The following is a 19,800-nucleotide window of genomic DNA, read 5'->3' on the forward strand; positions in this document are numbered from 1 at the left end:
CATGGCGGCCGGTTACGGGGAACTGCTGCGCACTCGCCATGCGGCACGGCTGCTCACGGGCACGCTGATCGGGCGGCTGCCGAACGCCACCGCCGCGCTCGCCGTGGTGCTCTTCGCCCGCGCCGAGGGCGGGAGCTACGCGCTCGCCGGGGCGCTCTCGGCCGTGTACGGGGTGGCCAACGCCATCGGGCAGCCGCTGCTGGGCCGGGCGGTGGACCGCTGGGGACAGCCGCGGGTGATGCTCCCGGCCGCCGTGGTGTCCGCGCTCGGGATGGCGCTGTTCGCCGTGGTGGGCCTCGATCCGCAGCCGGTGGCGTACGCCGCGATGCTCGTCGCGGGGCTGTTCACGCCGCCGCTGGAGGGCGGGCTGCGGGCCCTGTGGCCGGACGTCCTGCGCCGCTCCGACCAGGTGCACGCGGCGTACGCGCTGGACGCCGTGGCGCAGGAGGTGATGTTCGCGGTCGGCCCGCTGCTGGTCACCCTGCTGGTCGCCGGATGGTCGACGGCGGCCGCGCTGCTGGTCATCAACGCGGCCGGGGTCCTGGGCGCGCTGTCCGTCGTGGTGTCGCCGCCGTCCCGGCGGTGGCGCTCCGCGCCGCGCGAGGCGCACTGGCTGGGGGCGCTGCGGTCGTCCGGGATGCTGGTGCTGATCGGCTCGTTCTTCTTCGTCGGCACCGCGCTCGGCGCGATCGCCGTGGCCGCCGTCGCGTACGCCGACGAGCACGGCGGCGGCCTGGTCTCCAGCTATCTGCTCTCCGCGCTCGGCGCGGGCGCGCTGGTCGGCGGCGTGGTCTACGGAGCCCGCCCGTGGGCCGGTCCGCCCGAGCGGCGGCTGCGGCTGCTGGTGGCCGCCCTCGCGGCCGGCTATCTGCCGCTCGTCCTGGTGCCGGGCGTCCCCGCGATGACGGCCCTCGCGGGCGTGGCGGGGGTGTTCCTGGCCCCGGCGCTCGCGTGCGCCTTCGTCGTCATCGACCGGCACGCCCCGGCCGGGACGGTCACCGAGGCGTTCTCGTGGCTGGTGACCACCTTCGGGGTGGGCAGCTCGGTCGGCGCGGCCGCCGCCGGACCCGCCGTGGAGCTGGGCGGCGTGGCCCTGGGATTCGCCGTCCCGGGGGCCGCCGGAGTGGCCGCGCTGGTGGTGCTGCTGGCGGCCCGGAGGTACCTGGGGGAGGCTCCGCGGCGAACGCCGGATGGAGTCCGTCAGGAAAATGATCGCAGCCATGCCGCCGAACCCGGTTTCAGAGCAGGCCATCAGGCGTAATGTTCAGGCATGGACCGCCGCATTTTCGGGCTGGAGAACGAGTACGGCGTCACGTGCACATTCAGGGGACAGCGCCGGTTGTCTCCTGACGAAGTGGCGCGGTACCTCTTCCGCCGTGTCGTCTCGTGGGGCCGTAGCAGCAATGTCTTCCTGCGCAACGGCGCCCGCCTCTATCTCGACGTGGGCTCGCACCCGGAATATGCCACACCCGAGTGCGACAACGTGACCGAGCTGGTCACCCATGACAAGTCCGGCGAGCGCATTCTCGAGGGTCTGCTCGTCGATGCCGAGCGCCGCCTGCACGAGGAGGGAATCGCGGGCGACGTCTATCTCTTCAAGAACAACACCGACTCGGCCGGCAACTCCTACGGCTGCCACGAGAACTATCTGGTGGCCCGGCACGGGGAGTTCTCCCGGCTCGCCGACATTCTCATCCCGTTCCTGGTGACGCGGCAGCTCCTGTGCGGGGCGGGCAAGGTGCTCCAGACCCCGCGTGGCGCGGTCTACTGCGTCAGCCAGCGTGCCGAGCACATCTGGGAGGGCGTCAGCTCGGCGACGACCCGCTCCCGGCCGATCATCAACACCCGCGACGAGCCGCACGCCGATGCCGAGCGCTACCGGCGGCTGCACGTCATCGTGGGCGACTCCAACATGTCCGAGACCACGATGCTGCTCAAGGTCGGCGCCACCGACCTGGTGCTCCGCATGATCGAGGCGGGCACGGTGATGCGCGACCTGACCCTGGAGAACCCGATCCGGGCGATCCGCGAGGTCAGTCACGACATCACCGGGCAGCGCAAGGTGCGGCTCGCCAGCGGGCGCGAGGCGTCCGCCCTGGAGGTGCAGCAGGAGTACTACGAGAAGGCCGTCGACTTCTGTGAGCGCCGGGGCATCCGCACCGGCACCGTCGAGCGGGTGCTGGAGCTGTGGGGCCGCACCCTGGAGGCGGTCCGTACCGAGGAGCTGGACCGGATCGCCACCGAGATCGACTGGGTGATGAAGTACAAGCTCATCGAGCGGTACCGCGCGAAGAACAACATCACGATGTCCCATCCGCGGATCGCCCAGATGGACCTCGCCTACCACGACATCCACCGCCGCCGGGGCCTGTACTACCTGCTGGAGAAGCGCGGTCAGGCGGCCCGGGTGTGCAATGACCTGAAGATTTTCGAGGGCAAGTCGGTGCCCCCGCAGACGACCCGCGCCCGGCTGCGCGGGGACTTCATCCGCCGTGCCCAGGAGCAGCGCCGCGACTTCACCGTGGACTGGGTGCACCTCAAGCTCAATGACCAGGCGCAGCGCACGGTGCTGTGCAAGGACCCGTTCCGTTCGGTCGATGACCGGGTGGAGAAACTCATCGCCGGTATGTAGGCGGTCGCTGAGTCGGCGTACGGCTTATGTATGACGCGGGCCCCGTGCGTTTCTCGGACGGGGCCCGCGTCACGCCGTAAAGTGGCGCGCATTGGCCATCGCAAGATCTACCTAAACGAGGACTCCGTGCGCCGACGCTCCGTACTCCTTGCCGTGCCCGCGGGCCTGCTCACGCTCGCGGGCTGCGGTGACGACAAGTCAGGATCCGACAAGGCCAAGCCCTCCCAGGAGCCGACCGGGCAGTCACCCTCACCGGCCCCCACCGGGAAGATCGTGAGCGGGCCGGTTCCGGAGATCACCGGTGGCAAGAAGTTCGGTGAGAAGCCGAAGGTCGCCAAGGGCAGCGGGAAGCCGTCCTCCGACCTCGCGGTCAAGACGGTGATCAAGGGGGACGGGGCGAAGACGGCCAAGGGCGACTACGTCCAGGTGAACTACCTCGCCCAGATCTGGAACACCGGCAAGGTCGTGGACAACACCTACGACAAGAAGCAGACGGCCGCCTTCCCCGTGGGCAAGGGCCAGGTGCTGCCGGGCTGGGACCAGGGGCTGGTGGGCCGCTCCGTCGGGAGCCGGCTGGAGCTGGCCGTTCCGCCGGCGTACGCGTACGGCAAGCAGGGCCAGCCGCAGGCGGGCATCAAGGGCACGGACACCCTGGTGTTCGTCATCGACATCGAGGGCGCTTTCAACGCCAAGAGCTCCGCCAAGGGCAAGAAGGTGGCGCAGAGCAACTTCGACCTGCCCAAGGTGTCCGACAACACCGACGGCAAGGCCCCCACCATCACCGTCCCCAAGAAGGATGCGCCGAAGAAGCTCGTCTCCGAGTACGTCATCGAGGGCGACGGCCCCGAGGTCACGGCGAAGGACGCGCTGCTGGTGCAGTACAAGGGCGTGCTGTGGGACGGCGGCAAGGAGTTCGACTCCACCTACAAGCGCGGCGAGCTGGCCCAGTTCTCCCTCCAGCAGGTCGTCAAGGGCTGGTCGCAGGGGCTGACGGGCAAGAAGGCCGGCAGCCGGGTGCTGATCGTCGTACCGCCGGACCTGGGCTACGGGAAGAAGGCCCAGAAGGGCATCCCCGCCAATTCCACCCTGGTCTTCACCGTCGACATCCTGGCCGTTCTGTAGTTCTGCCGTTCTGTAGGGTGTGCGGGTTGCCCACAACGTAACGAGGAGCAATTTCGTGAGCATCGACAAGCCCGAGGTCGACTTCCCGGGCGGCGAGCCGCCCAAGGATCTGGAGATCAAGGACATCTGGGAGGGCGACGGGCCCGCCGCCAAGGCCGGCGACAACATCGCCGTCCACTACGTCGGCGTGGCCTTCTCCACCGGCGAGGAGTTCGACGCGAGCTACAACCGCGGTACCCCGCTGCGCATCCAGCTCGGTGTCGGCCAGGTCATCTCCGGCTGGGACACGGGCCTCCAGGGCATGAAGGTCGGCGGACGCCGCCAGCTGATCATCCCGCCGCACCTGGCTTACGGCGACCGTGGCGCCGGCGGCGGCCGGATCAAGCCGGGTGAGTCGCTGATCTTCGTGTGCGACCTGGTCTCCGTCTGAGACCTTCCGCGGAGGTGTGAAAGCCGGAGCCGAGGTCTTCCCGCCGGTGGGCGGGGGCCTCGGCTTTTGCGGTGCGTGCCCGGAGCGGTACGGTCACGGTCGTAAGGTCAAGAAGAAAGGGCGTCGATGGCGATTGCCAAGGCCGAGCGGCTGATGAATCTGGCGCTGTGCCTGCTGGGAACCCGGCGTCCGCTGACCAAACGGGAGTTGCGGGGCTCCATAGAGGCGTACCTGGAGTCCACGAGCGGGGCCACCGCCGCGGGCGACGAGGCGTTCAACCGCATGTTCGAGCGCGACAAGGACGATCTGCGTGAACTCGGCCTGGTCATCGAGACGGTGGAGGGCCTCGACGGCGAAGTCGGCTACCTCGCCCGCCGGGACAGCAACCGCCTCCCCCCGATCACGCTGGACGCCGAGGAGGCCGCGGCCCTCGGCCTCGCCGCCAAGGTCTGGCAGCAGGCCCGGCTCGCGGGCGCCGCGAGCGGCGCGCTCCAGAAGCTGCGCGCCGCCGGGATGCCGGTCGCCGAGGACCCGTACGACACTCAGCCGCAGAGCGCGCTCCAGCCGCACATCCCGGTCCACGAGGCCGCGTTCGAGCCACTGATGCTGGCCTGCCGCGACCGTCGCCCGGTCGTCTTCGACTACCGCAAGTCCAACGCCGCCCGCCCCGAGCAGCGCCAGGTCGAGCCCTGGACGCTGGAGTGCTGGCGCGGCCACTGGTACCTCGCCGGGTGGGACCGCGGGCGGTCCGCCGAGCGCGTCTTCCGGGTCTCGCGGATCACCGGCCGGGTGCGGCTGCGCTCCGGCGCGTACACCGCCGAGGTGCCCGACCATTCGACCGTGCGGGAGACCGTGGAGTCCTGGGCGGGGGAGACCGCGACCGGCACCGCCCGGATCAGGGTGCGCGCCGGGCACGGCTATCCGCTGCGGGCGAGGGCGCTCACCACTCGCACCGGGGACGACGGCTGGGACGAGCTGGAGATCCCGTACGGGCACGGACTGGACGCCTGGCTCGTGGAATTCGGCCCGGAGGTGGTCGTGCTGGCGCCCGACGAGCTGCGGGCGGACGTCGTCGAGCGGCTGCGCGCCGTGGCCAAGGGCTGAGGGGACGGAACGACTTCATCATGGCCGGAAATGCCATTGACCAGACCCGCCGGATGCTGTCCCTGGTGACGTATCTGCGGGAGCGCCCCGGTGCCCGTGTCGCCGAGGTCGCCCGCGCCTTCGGCATCAGCGAGGACGAGCTGATCGCCGACCTCGACGTGCTGCCGCTGTGCGGCACCAGCTTCCGCGGCGGCGACCTGCTGGACATCGATACCGACGGCGAGCGCATCTGGTGGCACAACCCCGACGATGTCGCCGAGCCGCTGCGGCTGGCCGCCGACGAGGCCACCGCGCTGCTGGTCGCCGCCCGTGCCGTCGCCACTCTGCCCGGGCTGCGCGAGAGCGACCGGGAGGCGCTGCTGCGGGCCACCGCCAAGCTGGAGGCCGCGGCGGGTGAGGTGGCGGGCGCCAGCTCCCGGCTCTCGGTCACCTTCGAGTCCGAGGGCGGTGTCTTCGCCGACGTCGACCGGGCCATCTCCGAGCGCCGCAGGCTGTGGCTGCGCTACTACTCGCCCGCGCGCGACGAGGTCACCGAGCGCGAGGTCGACCCGATCCGGTTGTTCGCCGTCGGCCACACCTATGTGGAGGCGTGGTGCCGGCTGTCGGAGGCGCGCCGCACCTTCCGGCTGGACCGGGTCGTGGAGATCAAGCTGCTGGACGAGGCGTCCGACCCGCCGCCCATCGAGCTGCGGGACCTCTCCGATCCGTCGACCGGGCTGGTGCAGACCGGCGCCGAGGACCCCGAGGTGGTCGTCGAGACCGGCCCGGGTGGGCGCTGGGTCGCCGAGTACTACCCGCACGACAGCGCGGAGGAGCTGCCCGACGGGGGCTTGCGGATCACCCTGCGCGCTCCCGACCCCGGTAGTTTGCGGCGGCTGGCGCTGCGGCTCGGCAGGGACGGCCGGATCGTCGCGCCGCAGGGGCTCGCGGACAGCGCTCGGGACGCGGCGCGGCAGGCGCTCGCGGCGTACGGTGAGTGACGGCTCGCGGTGAGTGAAGGGACGCACACAGTGACCGCTGGGGGTAATCCCACCTCGGTGATCTTCAAGGCAGCCTGTCCGGAGTGCCGGGGCCGGTTCGAGCTGGCCGCCGGTGCGCTGCGGCTGGCGATCGGGGCCAGTGACCGCACCACCTTCTACTCCTTCACCTGCCCCGACTGCGGCAGCGCGGTGCGCAAGCCCGCGGGGGAACGGATCGTGGAACTGCTCACCGGCGGCGGCGTGCGCACCCTGCGGCTGCACTCGACGGTCTGACGGCTGACGGCCACCCGACGGCCTGACAGCGGGCCGACCGCCGCGGGGGCGCCGCGGCGGTCCCGATAGGCTCGCCCCATGCTCTGGCCGATGCTCGCCCTCGCCCTCGCCTTCTGTGGAATCGCCGTCCTCGCCGTGCTCTCCGTACGGGTCTACACCCAGGTGCGCAGACTGGCCCGGCAGGTGTCGGACAGCTCCGCGCGGATCACCCGGGCCGCCGAGGACCTGGAGCGGGCCACCGGGCCGCTGAGTGCGCAGGTGGGGGCGGTGCGCCGGGATGGGGGCGCCGCCCAAGGCCACTGATCGGCGGCGCTCTGCTGCATCACAGGGAAGCGGGGTACGCTGGCTGGTCGTGGCTCTGGAAACGAGGCGGAGGGCCGCAACCAGGCGTCTGCATGGGGATTGCCCTGCATTTACCCCTGCGCGCTACGATCGCTGACAGCACGGCTGCCGGACTCCTGTCCGAACGGTCGGCAGCCCCACCCCCAGCCGCCCCGGTGAGAAGGTAGACGAATATGTTCGGAAAGCTCGGCGCTACCGAGATCATCCTCATCCTGATCGTCGTTCTGCTGCTGTTCGGTGCGAAGAAGCTCCCCGACATGGCGCGCTCGCTGGGTAAGTCGGCCCGCATCCTCAAGAGCGAGGCCAAGGCGATGAAGTCGGAGGGCAAGCAGGACGAGAACGCCCCGGCCGACCCGCCGAACCCCGGCCAGGACCAGGGCGCCCACCGCACCATCCAGGCCGCCCCGGGCGATGTCTCGAGCTCCCGTCCGGTGGCCGAACCGAGCGACACCACCAAGCGCTGACCCGGGGCCACTTGAAGGCGGCATCGATGGCCGCCGTCTGACGCACGAGATGAGGACGTGGGTTGCTCAAGTCTGCCCGCAAGAAGGAGAAGGACCCCGAGGGGCGGATGCCCCTCGCGGACCACCTGCGCGAGTTGCGCAACCGGCTGGTGAAATCGGTCCTGGCGATCTGCGTGATCACGATCGTCGCGATGTTCTTCTACAAGAACATCGTCGATTTCCTGATGAAGCCGGTCCTGGATTCAGTCGGCTGCCCCGGGGTCCGGCTGTCCCAGCTCAACACCGACCACGCCAGCAAGAACAACTGCGCGTACTTCACCGTGAACGGTCTGCTGTCGCCGTTCACGATCATGCTGAAGGTCTCCTTCACCACCGGCGTGGTCCTCGCGACCCCGGTGTGGCTGTACCAGCTGTGGGCGTTCCTCGCGCCCGGTCTGCACCGCAACGAGAAGAAGTACTCGCTCTTCTTCGTCGGCCTCGGCGTGCCGCTGTTCGTCGGCGGCGCCTTCTTCGCGTACAAGATCCTGCCGACCAGCGCCAAGGTCCTCCTCGACTTCACGCCCGGCGGGGCCAGCAACCTCCTCCCGCTGGACGACTTCCTCGATCTGCTCACCCGCATGATCGTCGTCTTCGGGCTGGCGTTCGAGCTGCCGCTGCTGCTGATCCTGCTGAACTTCACCGGCATCCTCAGCGGGCGCCGGATGTTCGGCTGGTGGCGGGCCATGATCATGGGCATCACGGTCTTCGGCGCGGTGGCCACTCCCAGCACCGACCCGATCGGCATGTTCGCCCTGGCCGGACCGGTCACCGTGCTCTACTTCGGCGCGGTCGCCGTCGCCATGGTCAACGACCGGCGCAGGGCGCGGCGCCGGGAGGCCGACCCCGACTTCGGCCTGAGCGACGACGAGGCGTCGAGCCTGGATCTGACGCCGGAGGCCATCGAGGAGACCGAGCGCGTCTCCGCGGGCGAGCTGCCCGCCGGTGACGACCCGGCGCGGCGCAACGGCTACGACGACGTCACGTAAGCGGGACTCCGGCGGATGAGGGGGCCCGCCCGGGCGGGCCCCGATCCCCATCCCGCCGTAAAGATCGCGTGCGTTGTCGGAGGTGGCCGGTAGTCTCGTACATACGATGACCGACGAGCTATCTCCCGCCGAGCGCTATGCGGCGTCCCGCATCCGGGCCGCCGAGCAGGCCACCGCGCTGGCCCCCTTCCGCGAGATGTACGCCTTCGCGCTGGATCCGTTCCAGATCGAGGCGTGTCAGGCCCTCGAAGCCGGGAAGGGCGTGCTGGTCGCCGCCCCCACCGGCTCGGGCAAGACCATCGTGGGCGAGTTCGCCGTCCACCTGGCGCTCACCCAGGGCCGCAAGTGCTTCTACACCACGCCCATCAAGGCGCTGTCGAACCAGAAGTACGCCGACCTCGTCAAGCGCTACGGCGCCGACAAGGTCGGCCTGCTCACCGGGGACAACAGCGTCAATTCCGAGGCCCCGGTGGTCGTCATGACCACCGAGGTGCTGCGCAACATGCTGTATGCGGGTTCGCAGTCGCTGCTCGGCCTCGGCTACGTGGTGATGGACGAGGTGCACTACCTCTCCGACCGCTTCCGCGGCGCCGTCTGGGAAGAGGTCATCATCCACCTCCCCGAGTCGGTGACCCTCGTATCGCTGTCCGCGACGGTGTCCAACGCCGAGGAGTTCGGCGACTGGCTGGACACCGTGCGCGGTGACACCGAGGTGATCGTCTCCGAGCACCGCCCGGTGCCGCTGTGGCAGCACGTGCTGGCGGGGCGCCGGATGTACGACCTCTTCGAGGAGAAGAGCGGCCGGGACGGCGACCAGTCCGGCCGCCGCGAGGTCAATCCCGACCTCGTCCGGCTGGCCCGGATGGAGAACAGCCGCCCCGCCTTCGGCCGCGACAAGCGCCGGGGGCGGAACAACATGCGGGAGGCCGACCGGGAGCGCGAGCGCCGCCAGCGCAGCCGGATCTGGACCCCGGGCAGAGCGGAGGTCATCGACCGGCTCGATGCCGAGGGGCTGTTGCCCGCCATCACGTTCATCTTCAGCCGGGCCGGGTGCGAATCGGCCGTCCAGCAGTGCCTGTACGCGGGGCTGCGGCTCAACGACGACGCGGCGCGCGCCCAGGTGCGGGCGATAGTCGAGGAGCGCACCGCCGGCATCCCCGACGAAGACCTCCATGTGCTGGGGTATTTCGAGTGGCTGGAGGGCCTGGAGCGGGGCATCGCGGCCCACCACGCCGGGATGCTGCCCACCTTCAAGGAGGTCGTGGAGGAGCTGTTCGTCCGCGGCCTGGTCAAGGCGGTGTTCGCGACCGAGACCCTGGCGCTGGGCATCAACATGCCCGCCCGCTCGGTGGTGTTGGAGAAGCTCGTCAAGTGGAACGGGGAGCAGCACGCCGACATCACCCCCGGTGAGTACACCCAGTTGACCGGGCGGGCCGGGCGGCGCGGCATCGACATCGAGGGCCATGCGGTGGTGCTGTGGCAGCGCGCCATGGACCCGGCCGCCCTCGCGGGCCTGGCCGGTACGCGGACGTATCCGCTGCGCTCGTCGTTCAAGCCCTCGTACAACATGGCGGTCAACCTGGTCTCCCAGTTCGGCCGGCACCGCTCGCGGGAGCTGCTGGAGACCTCGTTCGCCCAGTTCCAGGCGGACAAGGCGGTCGTCGGGATCTCCCGTCAAGTGCAGCGCAACGAGGAGGGGTTGGAGGGCTACCGCGCCTCCATGACCTGCCACCTCGGCGACTTCGACGAGTACGCGCGGCTGCGCCGCGAGTTGAAGGACCGCGAGACCGAGATCGCCCGGCAGGGTGCCGCGCAGCGCCGGGCCGCCGCCGCGGTGGCGCTGGAGAAGCTCCGCCCGGGCGATGTCATCCATGTGCCCACCGGAAAGTTCGCCGGGCTCGCCCTGGTGCTGGACCCGGGGCTGGCCGCCGGGCGGTCCAACGGCCACCGCGGCTTCGAGCACCACGACGGGCCGCGCCCGCTGGTGCTCACCGCCGAGCGCCAGGTCAAGCGGCTGGCGTCGATCGACTTCCCGGTGCCGGTGGAGCCGCTGGACCGGATGCGGATCCCCAAGTCGTTCAACCCGCGCAGCCCGCAGTCCCGCCGGGACCTGGCGTCCGCGCTGCGCACCAAGGCCGGTCACCACGATGTGCGGCGGCACCGCAAGGAGCGCTCGCGCGCGGCCGACGACACCGAGATCGCCCGGCTGCGCGCCGCCATCCGCGCCCACCCCTGCCACGGCTGCTCCGACCGCGAGGACCACGCCCGCTGGGGCGAGCGCTACCACCGCCTGCTGCGCGACACCCGCCAGCTGGAGCGGCGCATCGAGGGGCGGACGAACACCATCGCCCGCACCTTCGACCGGATCTGCGCGCTGCTGTCCGAGCTGGACTATCTGCGCGGTGACGAGGTCACGGACGTCGGCAAGCGGCTGGCGCGGCTCTACGGCGAGCTGGACCTGCTGGCCAGCGAATGCCTGCGGGACGGCGTGTGGGAGGGGCTGAAGCCCGCCGAGCTGGCGGCGTGCGCCTCGGCGCTGGTGTACGAGTCCCGGGCGGCGGACGACGCGCTGCCGCCCAAGCTCCCCACCGGCCCCGCCAAGGAGGCGCTGGGGGAGATGGTCCGTATCTGGGGCCGGCTGGACGCCCTGGAGGAGGAGCACAAGATCAACCAGGCCGAGGGGGTCGGCCAGCGCGAACCGGATCTGGGCTTCGCCTGGGCCGCCTACCGCTGGGCGTCCGGCCATGGGCTGGACGAGCTGCTGCGGGAAGTGGACATGCCCGCCGGTGACTTCGTGCGCTGGTGCAAGCAGCTGATCGACGTGCTGGGCCAGATCGCGGCGGCCGCCCCGGACGGCAGCGTGGCGCGCAACGCCCGCAAGGCGGTCGACGGGCTGCTGCGCGGGGTCGTGGCGTACTCCTCCGTCGGCTGAGGCCCTGAGGCCCTGAGGCCCTGAGGCCCTGAGGCCCTGAGGCCCCGGGACCGGCCCTGCCGTTCACCTACGACGGGTCGTAGGTGAACGGCAGGGCGTTGCTGTTCCCGGCCGGGGTGTGGACCACGACGCTCACCACCCCGGGCGGTCCGCCGGGGCTGGTGGCGACGACCTGGGTGTCCGAGATCGCGGCGAACGGGGCCGGGATCCCGCCGAAGGTCACCGCGTCGGTGTAGGTGAGGTTGCTGCCGACGAGCACGACCGACTCGCCCCCGGTGTCCAGGCCGTTCGACGGGTTGAGGCTGGTGAGGGCCGGGGCGCCGAGATACGTGTAGTGCGGGTTCCCGCTCCCCGTCGGGCTGGTGCCGCCGGGGGTGGTGACGGTCACCTGGACGGTGCCGGCCCCGGCCGGGGCGGTGACGGTCAGCTGGCTGTCGGAGATCACGTTGATGGCGGTGGCCGGGTTTCCGCCGAAGGCGACGGCGCTGGTGAGGGTCAGATTGCTGCCGTAGATGGTGACGGTGTTGCCTCCGGTGGCCGGGCCGAGGTGGGTGGAGAGATCGTTGACGATCGGCGCGGTGATGTAGAAGTACGGCAGCGCATTGCTGGTGCCGCCCGGCGTGGTGACGGTGACGTTGACCGCGGACGGCGGCCCGGCGGGCGCGGTGACGGTGATCTGGGTGGCGGTGTTGGTGAGGATGGCTGCCGCGTTGATCCCGAACATGACCGAGGTCGCCCCGGAGAGATTGGTGCCGTTGAGGGTGACCGTGTTGCCGCCCGAGGTCGGCCCCGAGGCCGGGCTGAGGCTGGTGAGGGACGGCGCGGGGGCGGCCGCGTAGGTGTAGCCGAGCGCGTTGCTGGTGCCGCCCGGCGTGGTGACGGTGACGGCCACGCTGCCGGTGCCCGCCGGGGCGGTGACGGTGATCTGGGTGGGGGTGTTGGTGAGGATGGTGGCGGGGTTGGGGCCGAAGAGCACCTGGGTGGCCCCGCCGAGGTTGGTCCCGTTGAGCGTGACGGTGTTGCCGCCGGAGGGGGGACCCGAGGCCGGGCTGAGCGAGGTGAGAACGGGGGGCGCGACGGTGGTGTAGGTGAAGAACACGTTCTGGGTGCTGGTCCCCGACGGCCCGGTGACGGTGACCTTGACCGTGCCGGTCCCCGCGGGCGTCCTGGCCGTGATCTGCGTGCTGCTCACGACGGTCACGTTCGTGGCCAGGCTCGAGCCGAACCTCACCGCGGTGGCGCCAGTGAAGCCGGAGCCGGTGATGGTGACGGGGGTACCTCCCGCCGGGGCGCCCTGGGCGGGGCTGACGCTGGTCACGATGGGGGCCATGACGCGGTTCTCCTTCTCGTACCTTGACGGCGGCGCCCTGGCCGACGGCTGTCGGCCAGGGCGGGCGACGTGCGGTGACGCTGTCGGCGCTCGGTCGTCCCCGGCCGTCAGGTGATGGTGAAGGCCACGGCGTTGGAGGTCCCGCCGCAGGTGTCGACCGTGATCGTCCCGGCGCCGGTGGCGAGCCCGCCGGGCACGGTGGCGACGAGCTGGGTGCCGCTGATGGGGGTGAAGACCGCGGTGGCGGTGGCGGCGGCGCTGTCGGTGAAGGTGACGGTGTCGACGCCGACGAAGGAGGTGCCGGTGATGGTGACGTCGTCTCCGGCCGTGCCCGTCGTGGGAGCCACCGTGGTGATGGCGGGCGTGAGGTAGTAGTCGACCAGGGTGGTGCCCGACGTGCTGGTGCCGCCCGCCGTGGTGATGGTCACCGCCTGGGTGGACACGTCGGCGACCTGACCCGGGTTGGCCGGGGCGGTGAAGGTGACCTGGTTGGTCTGCGTGGGGGTGACCGCGACGTTGCCGATGGAGCCCACCCCGACCTGCGTGCCGGTCAGGAAGTTGGTGCCGAACAGGGTCGCCGCGCCACCCGTGGCGGCCGGCAGGCAGCTGACGCTGAGGGCCGTGGTCGTCGGCGCGGCGATGACGAAGAACGGCAGCGCGTTGCTGGTGGCGCCGGTATTGCTGGTCACACTGACGGAGACCTGGCCGGAGCACGGTGCCGTGCTGGGCACGACGAAGGTGACCTGGGTGGCGGTGACGCCGGTCGGGGTGACCGTTGCCGCACCGAAGTTCACCCTGGTGGTGGTGGACATCGCGGTGCCGTTGATCTGGACGGTGTCCCCGGGTTTGCCTTGGTTGGTGGTGGTCGTGGTGTCCACCAACGAGGTGATGGTTGCCATGATCCTTCTCCTTCGATGGAGCCGCTGCGCCGGGAGGCGCGGAGAGCAGGCCGATGGCTGACGCGCTCCGCGACCGCGGAGGACGTCCCGGTGCGCGGGAAGGGCGGGTGAAAGACCCGTGGCCTCGGGGCCGGCGCCTGGGGGCGGGTCTTCGGGATGAAGCGACTCGGCGCCGAGTTCGAGGGGCGCCGTCCATCTCGCTGCTTCCGATTTAAGCCATCGAGTGAAGGGCCCGGAAGGTGGAACTGGAGCAACCGGGAATTCATGTGTAAGTAGGGTTAAAACTTGTTAACGGATTTTCTCCGCCGTCGTACGCCCCCACCGAAGAGAAGACGGGCGGGCGGACGGTCCATTGCCGTCCACCCGTCCGCCGTATGTGTGTGCGGTGTGGCCCTATGCGGCCGCCTCCTTGGGTGCCTGGCCCTCCTGCTCGGCCTCCACCTGCTGGTTCCACTCCCGCTTCGACGCCTGCCAGCCGTCCTCGTTGTGGCCGCGCCGCCAGTAGCCGGAGATGGACAGCCACTCGCGCGGCACCTCGCGCTCCAGCCGCAGATAGCGGCGGATCTCCTTCACGAAGCCCGCCTCGCCGTGCACGAAGGCGTGCACCTGCCCGGCCGGGAACTCCAGCCCGCGGACGGCCGCCACCAGCGCCTCGCCGACCGGCGCGGCGCCCCGGTGCAGCCACACCACCTCGGCCCCGTCCGGAACGGCCAGTTCGTGCTCCTCTTCCGGCCCCTCGACCTCGATGAAGGCGTGCACGACAGGCCCGTCCGCGCCCCGCGGCCGGCGGGCCAGCCGCTCCAGCGCGGCGGCGATCGCGGGCAGCGCGCTCTCGTCCCCGGCGAGCAGATGCCAGTCGGCGTCCTCGTGCGGGGCGTAGGCGCCGCCCGGCCCCTGGAAGTAGATCTCCTGGCCGGGCCGCGCGTGGGCCGCCCACGGTCCGGCCAGGCCCTCGTCGCCGTGGACCACGAAGTCGAGCGTCAGCTCGCGGGCCGCCGGGTCCCAGGCCCGCACCGTGTACGTACGGGTGACCGGCCACTGCTCGCGCGGGAGTTCCTCGCGGATCCGCTCCAGGTCGAACGGCTCGGGATAGGCCACGCCCTCGGCGGGGAACAGCAGCTTGACGTAGTGGTCGGTCCATTCACCGGCGCTGAATTCGGCAAGACCGTCGCCACCGAGCACCACCCGCACCATGTGGGGGGTCAGCCGGTCGGTGCGTATCACCTGCGCCCGGTGGGGCCGCGGACGTTTACGGGCAGGACGGTCTGCCATGGCGGGCTCCTTGATCGATAGTAGTTAGGTTAAGCTAACCTAACACTTTATCCCTCAAGGGTGGAGAGCGCCCGCCGCAAGGATCCACCCAGTCCCCAGCGCTCCGCGAGCGCGTCCACCGCGCGCGGATCGCGCGGCGTCCGCGGCACGGCCGCGTCGAACGGCGGCAGCGGGACGTCCGAGGCGACCCGGACGACCTTCGGGGCGACCGCGAGATACGGCCGCGCCCCGTCCAGCCGCTTGCGCTGCGTGGGAGTGAGCTTGGAGCCGGGGTCGTCGACCGCGGCCATGATCCCGGCCAGGTCGCCATGGGCGGCCAGCAGCTTGGCAGCGGTCTTCTCGCCGACCCCGGGAACGCCCGGCAGGCCGTCGCTCGGGTCGCCGCGCAGCAGCGCCAGATCCGCGTATCCGCCGCCGTCCACCCCGTACTTCTCGCGCAGCAGCGCCTCGTCCACCAGCTGGAGCGTGCCGACGCCCTTGACCGGGTAGAGCACCCGCGCCCGGCGCTCGTCACTGACCAGCTGGAAGAGGTCGCGGTCGCCGGTGACGATGTCGACCGGGCCGGTCGCGCGCCCGGCGAGCGTGCCGATCACGTCGTCCGCCTCGTAGCCCGCCGAGCCCACCCGGGCGATGCCGATCGCGTCCAGCACCGCGTCGATCACCGGGACCTGCGGGGAGAGGGTGTCCGGAACCTCCTCCCGGTCGACCGCGGTCGCCTCCGGGGCCTCCTCGGCGACCCGGTGCGCCTTGTAGGTGGGGATCAGCTCGACCCGCCAGGCGGGCCGCCAGTCGAAGTCCATACAGGCCACCAGATCGTCCGGCCGGTGGTCCTGGACCAGCCGGGCGATGAAGTCCAGCAGTCCGCGCACGGCGTTCACCGGAGTGCCGTCGGGGGCCTTGACCGAATCAGGCACCCCGAAATAGGCGCGGAAGTACAGAGAAGCGGTATCGAGAAGCATCAGGCGTCGGGTCACATCTCGATAATGCCGTACGCCGGCGACACTCCCGGACTGGGAATGTGAGCTGGGTCACCGTATGGTTTACGCCATAAGGAGAGGGGCAGGTGCGCCCCCGGAGCGAGGCCCTTGCATGTTTCAACTAATGCGTAGGGCATACGGTCCCGGTGCCGTGCTGTTCCACGACCTGCCGGCGGGGGTGGCGGGTCGTTTTTTGGTGCGATATGAGAGGTATATGTGTCCAAACTGCGAGCCGAAGGCCTGTACAAGGTGTTCGGCAGAAGACCCGATGAGGCGGTAGCCGATCTCGAGGGCGGTGCGGACCGCGAGAAACTGCGGGCGGAAGGTACGACGGCTGCGGTCATCGATGCCTCCTTCGCGGTCGAGGCGGGCCAGACATTCGTCGTCATGGGTCTGTCCGGATCCGGGAAGTCCACGCTGCTGCGCATGCTGAACGGGCTGCTGGAGCCGACCGCCGGACGTGTCCTCTTCGACGACGACGACCTCACCGCGCTCAGCCCGCGCGATCTGCGCCAGGTGCGCTCCCACAAGATCAGCATGGTCTTCCAGCACTTCGCCCTCTTCCCGCACCGCACGGTGCTGGAGAACGCGGGGTACGGCCTGGAGGTCCAGGGCATACCGGCCGAGGAGCGCGTGAAGCGCGCCACCGAGGCCCTGGAGATGGTCGGCCTGGCCGGCTGGGAGAAGTCCTGGCCCGACGAGCTGTCCGGCGGTATGCAGCAGCGCGTGGGCCTCGCCCGCGCCCTGGCCACCGACGCCGACGTGCTGCTGATGGACGAGTCCTTCAGCGCGCTCGACCCGCTGATCCGCCGCGATATGCAGGACCAGCTGGTCCAGCTCCAGAAGCGGCTCAAGAAGACCATCGTCTTCATCACCCACGACCTCAACGAGGCCATGCGCCTCGGTGACCGCATCGCCGTCATGCGTGACGGCCGGATCGTCCAGATCGGCACCGCCGAGGACATCCTGGTCACCCCGGCCAACGACTACGTCGCCTCCTTCACCCAGGACGTCGACCGGTCCCGGGTGCTCACCGCCGGGGCGATCATGTCCGACCCCGACGAGGTACTGGGCACCACCGCCGACGACGGCACGACGCTGCGCACCGAGCAGGACGTGCTGGCCGCCGCCCCCGCCACCGTCGGCACCGACACCCCGATCGTCGAGCTGTTCACCCCCTGCTCGCGCAGCGGCACCGCGGTCGCGGTGACCGACGGCGACGGCGTCCTCGTCGGCGTCATCGGCCGCGACCGGCTGCTCGCCGCCCTCGGTGACGGGGACACCGGCGGCGACGGTGCGACACCGCCGTCACCCGGCGGCGGGGACGCGCCCGAGTCCGCGAAGAAGGTGATCACCGGTGCCTAGGCTCGAACTCGGCGACTGGATCAATTCCGGCGTCAACTGGCTCCGTGACAACCTGAGCTGGCTCTTCGACTTCATCTCCTCCGTCGTGCAGGGCATGTACGACGGAGTGAACTCGGTGCTCAGCGCGCCCGAGCCGCTGCTGCTCGCGGGCATCCTCGCGGTGCTCGCCTGGTGGCTGCGCGGCCTGCTGCCCGCCGTCCTCGCCTTCGCGGGCTTCGCGCTCATCGATTCGATCGAGCTGTGGGGCGAGGCGATGAACACCCTCGCGCTGGTGCTGGTCGCCGGTGCGATCACCATCGTGTTCGCGGTGCCGCTGGGCATCTGGGCGTCCCGCAACCGCGCCGTGAGCGCGGCGATCCGCCCGGTGCTGGACTTCATGCAGACGATGCCCGCCTTCGTCTACCTGATCCCCGGCATCTTCTTCTTCGGCCTCGGGGTCGTCCCCGGTGTCGTCGCGACCGTCATCTTCTCGATGCCCCCGGGCGTCCGCATGACGGAGCTGGGCATCCGCCAGGTCGACGCCGAGCTGGTCGAGGCGGCCGACGCCTTCGGCACCCATCCGCGCCGTACCCTGCTGCGCGTCCAGCTGCCGCTGGCCCTGCCCACCATCATGGCGGGCATCAACCAGGTGATCATGCTGGCGCTGTCCATGGTCGTCATCGCGGGCATGGTCGGCGCCGAGGGCCTGGGCTCCACGGTCTTCCAGGCGATCAGCTCCGTCGACGTGGCCATGGGCTTCGAGGGCGGCATCGCGGTGGTCATTCTGGCCATGTACCTGGACCGGATGACCAGCGCGCTCAATCAGCGCGTCTCCCCGCTGGCCCGCCGCGCGCTGGCCAAGGAGCGGGCCAAGGCGCTCAGCGGATCGCGGGTGCTGCACTGGCGGCCCGCGACCTCGGTCGCCATGGTCGGCGTGGTCGTCCTGGCGCTGGTCGCCGGCGGCATGAAGATGTTCGCCGACAACGACACCGGCCCCGCCGTCTCCGCCAACGTCGGCAAGGGCCAGTCCGTCAACCTCGGCTACATCAACTGGGACGAGGGCGTCGCCTCCACCTTCCTGTGGAAGGAGCTGCTGGAGGAACGCGGCTTCAAGCCCAAGGTGCAGTCGTACGACGTCGGCGCCCTGTGGACCGGCATGGCCGCGGGCAACATCGACATGCAGACCGACGCCTGGCTCCCGGCCACCCACGCCGCGTACTGGGCGAAGTACAAGGACAAGCTGGAGAACCTCGGCTCCTGGTACGACAAGACCTCCCTGGAGGTCGCGGTCCCCTCGTACGTCAAGGGCGTGAAGTCCCTCGACGACCTCAAGTCCAAGTCCGGCACCTTCAAGGGCAAGATCATCGGCATCGAGCCCGGCGCCGGTGAGATGAAACTGATGCAGGACAAGGTCATGCCGGGGTACGGCCTGAACAAGGACTACCAGCTGGTCAAGGGCTCCACCGCGGCGATGCTCTCCCAGCTGGAGCGCTCCTACGCCAAGAAGGAGCCGATCGCGGTCACCCTGTGGTCCCCGCACTGGGCGTACGACAAGTACAAGCTCACCAAGCTGAAGGACCCCAAGGGCGCCTTCGGTAAGGGCGACCACATCGACACGATCGCGCGCAAGGGCTTCTCGAAGAAGAACCCGCAGATCGCCAAGTGGATGAAGAACTTCAAGCTGAGCGAGAAGCAGCTCACCAGCCTGGAGTCGGCCATCCAGGACGCCGGTAAGGGCAAGGAGCAGCAGGGCGTGCGCGCCTGGCTGAAGGACAACCCGGGGATCGCGAGCAAGCTCGCCCCGGTGCCCGGCGGCGCCGATCAGAAGGGCAAGGACGCGGGCGCCGCGCCGAAGATCGGCTACTTCCCGTGGGACGAGGACATCGCGACCACGTACCTGTGGAAGAACATCCTGGAGAAGCGCGGCTACAAGCCGTCGATCAAGCAGTACGACGTCGGCTCGATGTTCACCGGGATGAGCACCGGGCAGATCGACGTCGAGTTCGACGGCTGGTTGCCGGTCGCGCAGAAACAGTATTGGGACAGATACAAGAAGAATCTCGTCGATGTCGGGGCGTGGTACGACAAGACCTCTCTCGAGATCGCCGTCCCCTCGTACGTCAAGGACGTGAAGTCCCTGGCCGACCTCAAGGGGAAGTCCGACCTCTTCAAGGGCAAGATCGTCGGCATCGAACCGGGCACCGGTGAGATGAAGATCCTCAAGAGCAAGGTCCTGAAGGCGTACGGCCTCGACAAGGAGTACAAGGTCTCCGACGGTTCCTCCCCGGCGATGCTGGCGGAGCTGGAGCGCAGTTACGCCAAGAAGGAGCCGGTGGCCGTCGTTCTGTGGACCCCGCACTGGGCGTACAGCAAGTACAAGCTCACCAAGCTCGCGGATCCGCAGAAGGCCTTCGGGGCCAACAACCAGCTCCACACGCTCGCTCACAAGTCCTTCCCCAGCAAGTTCCCGGAGTTCAACGGGTGGCTGAAGAAGTGGCACATGACCGAGAAGGAGTTGGCCACGCTGGAGCAGGCCGTGCAGGACGCGGGCAAGGGCAACGAGGAGGAGGGCGTCCAGAAGTGGATCGACGCCAACCCCGGCATCGTCGACAAGATGGCGCCGGTCAACCCGTGACCCCCGTCGCCCCGCTGTAGCACCATCCGCCGCCGCGGT

Annotated in this window: 17 protein-coding genes; 13 read left to right on the plus strand and 4 right to left on the minus strand. The window is 70.1% G+C overall.

Going from position 1 to position 19,800, the window contains the following annotated elements; genetic code table 11:
• The first annotated feature begins 1 nt into the window (after position 1).
• From LCH29_RS06705 to LCH29_RS06755, 11 genes are all read left to right on the plus strand, one after another.
• On the plus strand, positions 2–1,261 hold the full coding sequence (locus LCH29_RS06705; RefSeq protein WP_446460750.1) for an MFS transporter: 1,260 nt from the start codon (positions 2–4) through the stop codon (positions 1,259–1,261).
• Positions 1,262–1,270: 9 nt separating this feature from the next.
• The gene (gene pafA / locus LCH29_RS06710) at positions 1,271–2,632 is read left to right on the plus strand and encodes a Pup--protein ligase (RefSeq protein WP_446460751.1); all 1,362 of its coding nucleotides are present in this window, start codon (positions 1,271–1,273) and stop codon (positions 2,630–2,632) included.
• A 126-nt stretch (positions 2,633–2,758) separates the two neighbouring features.
• Positions 2,759–3,754, plus strand: coding sequence for an FKBP-type peptidyl-prolyl cis-trans isomerase (locus tag LCH29_RS06715; RefSeq protein WP_446460752.1), 996 nt, complete (start codon positions 2,759–2,761; stop codon positions 3,752–3,754).
• Positions 3,755–3,809: 55 nt separating this feature from the next.
• Positions 3,810–4,184 carry an FKBP-type peptidyl-prolyl cis-trans isomerase gene (locus LCH29_RS06720; RefSeq protein ID WP_446460753.1) on the plus strand — a complete coding sequence of 125 codons (375 nt, stop codon included), beginning with the start codon at positions 3,810–3,812 and terminating at the stop codon, positions 4,182–4,184.
• Positions 4,185–4,310: 126 nt separating this feature from the next.
• Positions 4,311–5,288 (plus strand): helix-turn-helix transcriptional regulator, encoded by a 978-nt coding sequence (locus LCH29_RS06725; protein ID WP_446460754.1) that lies wholly within the window; start codon positions 4,311–4,313, stop codon positions 5,286–5,288.
• Between the two features lie 20 nt (positions 5,289–5,308).
• The gene (locus LCH29_RS06730; protein WP_179933350.1) at positions 5,309–6,268 is read left to right on the plus strand and encodes a helix-turn-helix transcriptional regulator; all 960 of its coding nucleotides are present in this window, start codon (positions 5,309–5,311) and stop codon (positions 6,266–6,268) included.
• A gap of 9 nt (positions 6,269–6,277) precedes the next feature.
• Positions 6,278–6,541 (plus strand): hypothetical protein, encoded by a 264-nt coding sequence (locus tag LCH29_RS06735; protein ID WP_055553417.1) that lies wholly within the window; start codon positions 6,278–6,280, stop codon positions 6,539–6,541.
• A 78-nt stretch (positions 6,542–6,619) separates the two neighbouring features.
• Positions 6,620–6,844, plus strand: coding sequence for a hypothetical protein (locus LCH29_RS06740; RefSeq protein ID WP_446460755.1), 225 nt, complete (start codon positions 6,620–6,622; stop codon positions 6,842–6,844).
• A gap of 212 nt (positions 6,845–7,056) precedes the next feature.
• Entirely contained in the window at positions 7,057–7,347 is a 291-nt protein-coding gene (gene tatA, locus LCH29_RS06745; protein WP_123101070.1) for a Sec-independent protein translocase subunit TatA, read from the plus strand.
• 62 nt (positions 7,348–7,409) lie between these two features.
• Positions 7,410–8,372, plus strand: a complete 963-nt coding sequence (gene tatC / locus LCH29_RS06750) for a twin-arginine translocase subunit TatC (RefSeq protein ID WP_446460756.1) — start codon at positions 7,410–7,412, stop codon at positions 8,370–8,372.
• 106 nt (positions 8,373–8,478) lie between these two features.
• Entirely contained in the window at positions 8,479–11,304 is a 2,826-nt protein-coding gene (locus LCH29_RS06755) for a DEAD/DEAH box helicase (protein WP_446460757.1), read from the plus strand.
• 67 nt (positions 11,305–11,371) lie between these two features.
• Here LCH29_RS06755 and LCH29_RS06760 read toward each other — a convergent pair whose 3' ends face one another.
• The 4 genes from LCH29_RS06760 to LCH29_RS06775 all read right to left on the minus strand — a co-directional run bounded on the left by LCH29_RS06760 (position 11,372) and on the right by LCH29_RS06775 (position 15,764).
• The gene (locus LCH29_RS06760) at positions 11,372–12,634 is read right to left on the minus strand and encodes an IPT/TIG domain-containing protein (protein ID WP_446460758.1); all 1,263 of its coding nucleotides are present in this window, start codon (positions 12,632–12,634) and stop codon (positions 11,372–11,374) included.
• A gap of 107 nt (positions 12,635–12,741) precedes the next feature.
• Positions 12,742–13,533 carry an IPT/TIG domain-containing protein gene (locus LCH29_RS06765; RefSeq protein ID WP_446460759.1) on the minus strand — a complete coding sequence of 264 codons (792 nt, stop codon included), beginning with the start codon at positions 13,531–13,533 and terminating at the stop codon, positions 12,742–12,744.
• Between the two features lie 393 nt (positions 13,534–13,926).
• A complete protein-coding gene (locus tag LCH29_RS06770) occupies positions 13,927–14,805 on the minus strand; it encodes a siderophore-interacting protein (RefSeq protein ID WP_446460760.1) in 879 nt (292 codons plus the stop codon).
• A gap of 47 nt (positions 14,806–14,852) precedes the next feature.
• Complete coding sequence (locus LCH29_RS06775) at positions 14,853–15,764, minus strand: 5'-3' exonuclease (RefSeq protein WP_446460788.1); 912 nt, start codon at positions 15,762–15,764, stop codon at positions 14,853–14,855.
• Between the two features lie 234 nt (positions 15,765–15,998).
• On the opposite strand from LCH29_RS06775, the gene LCH29_RS06780 reads away from it, so the two are divergent.
• Both LCH29_RS06780 and LCH29_RS06785 read left to right on the plus strand, forming a co-directional pair.
• Positions 15,999–17,147, plus strand: a complete 1,149-nt coding sequence (locus LCH29_RS06780) for a quaternary amine ABC transporter ATP-binding protein (protein WP_446460761.1) — start codon at positions 15,999–16,001, stop codon at positions 17,145–17,147.
• Entirely contained in the window at positions 17,140–19,761 is a 2,622-nt protein-coding gene (locus tag LCH29_RS06785) for an ABC transporter permease/substrate binding protein (protein ID WP_446460762.1), read from the plus strand. Before LCH29_RS06780 ends, LCH29_RS06785 begins: the two co-directional genes overlap by 8 nt.
• The last annotated feature ends 39 nt before the right edge of the window (positions 19,762–19,800 follow it).

Source organism: Streptomyces sp. BRA346, assembly GCF_052851135.1.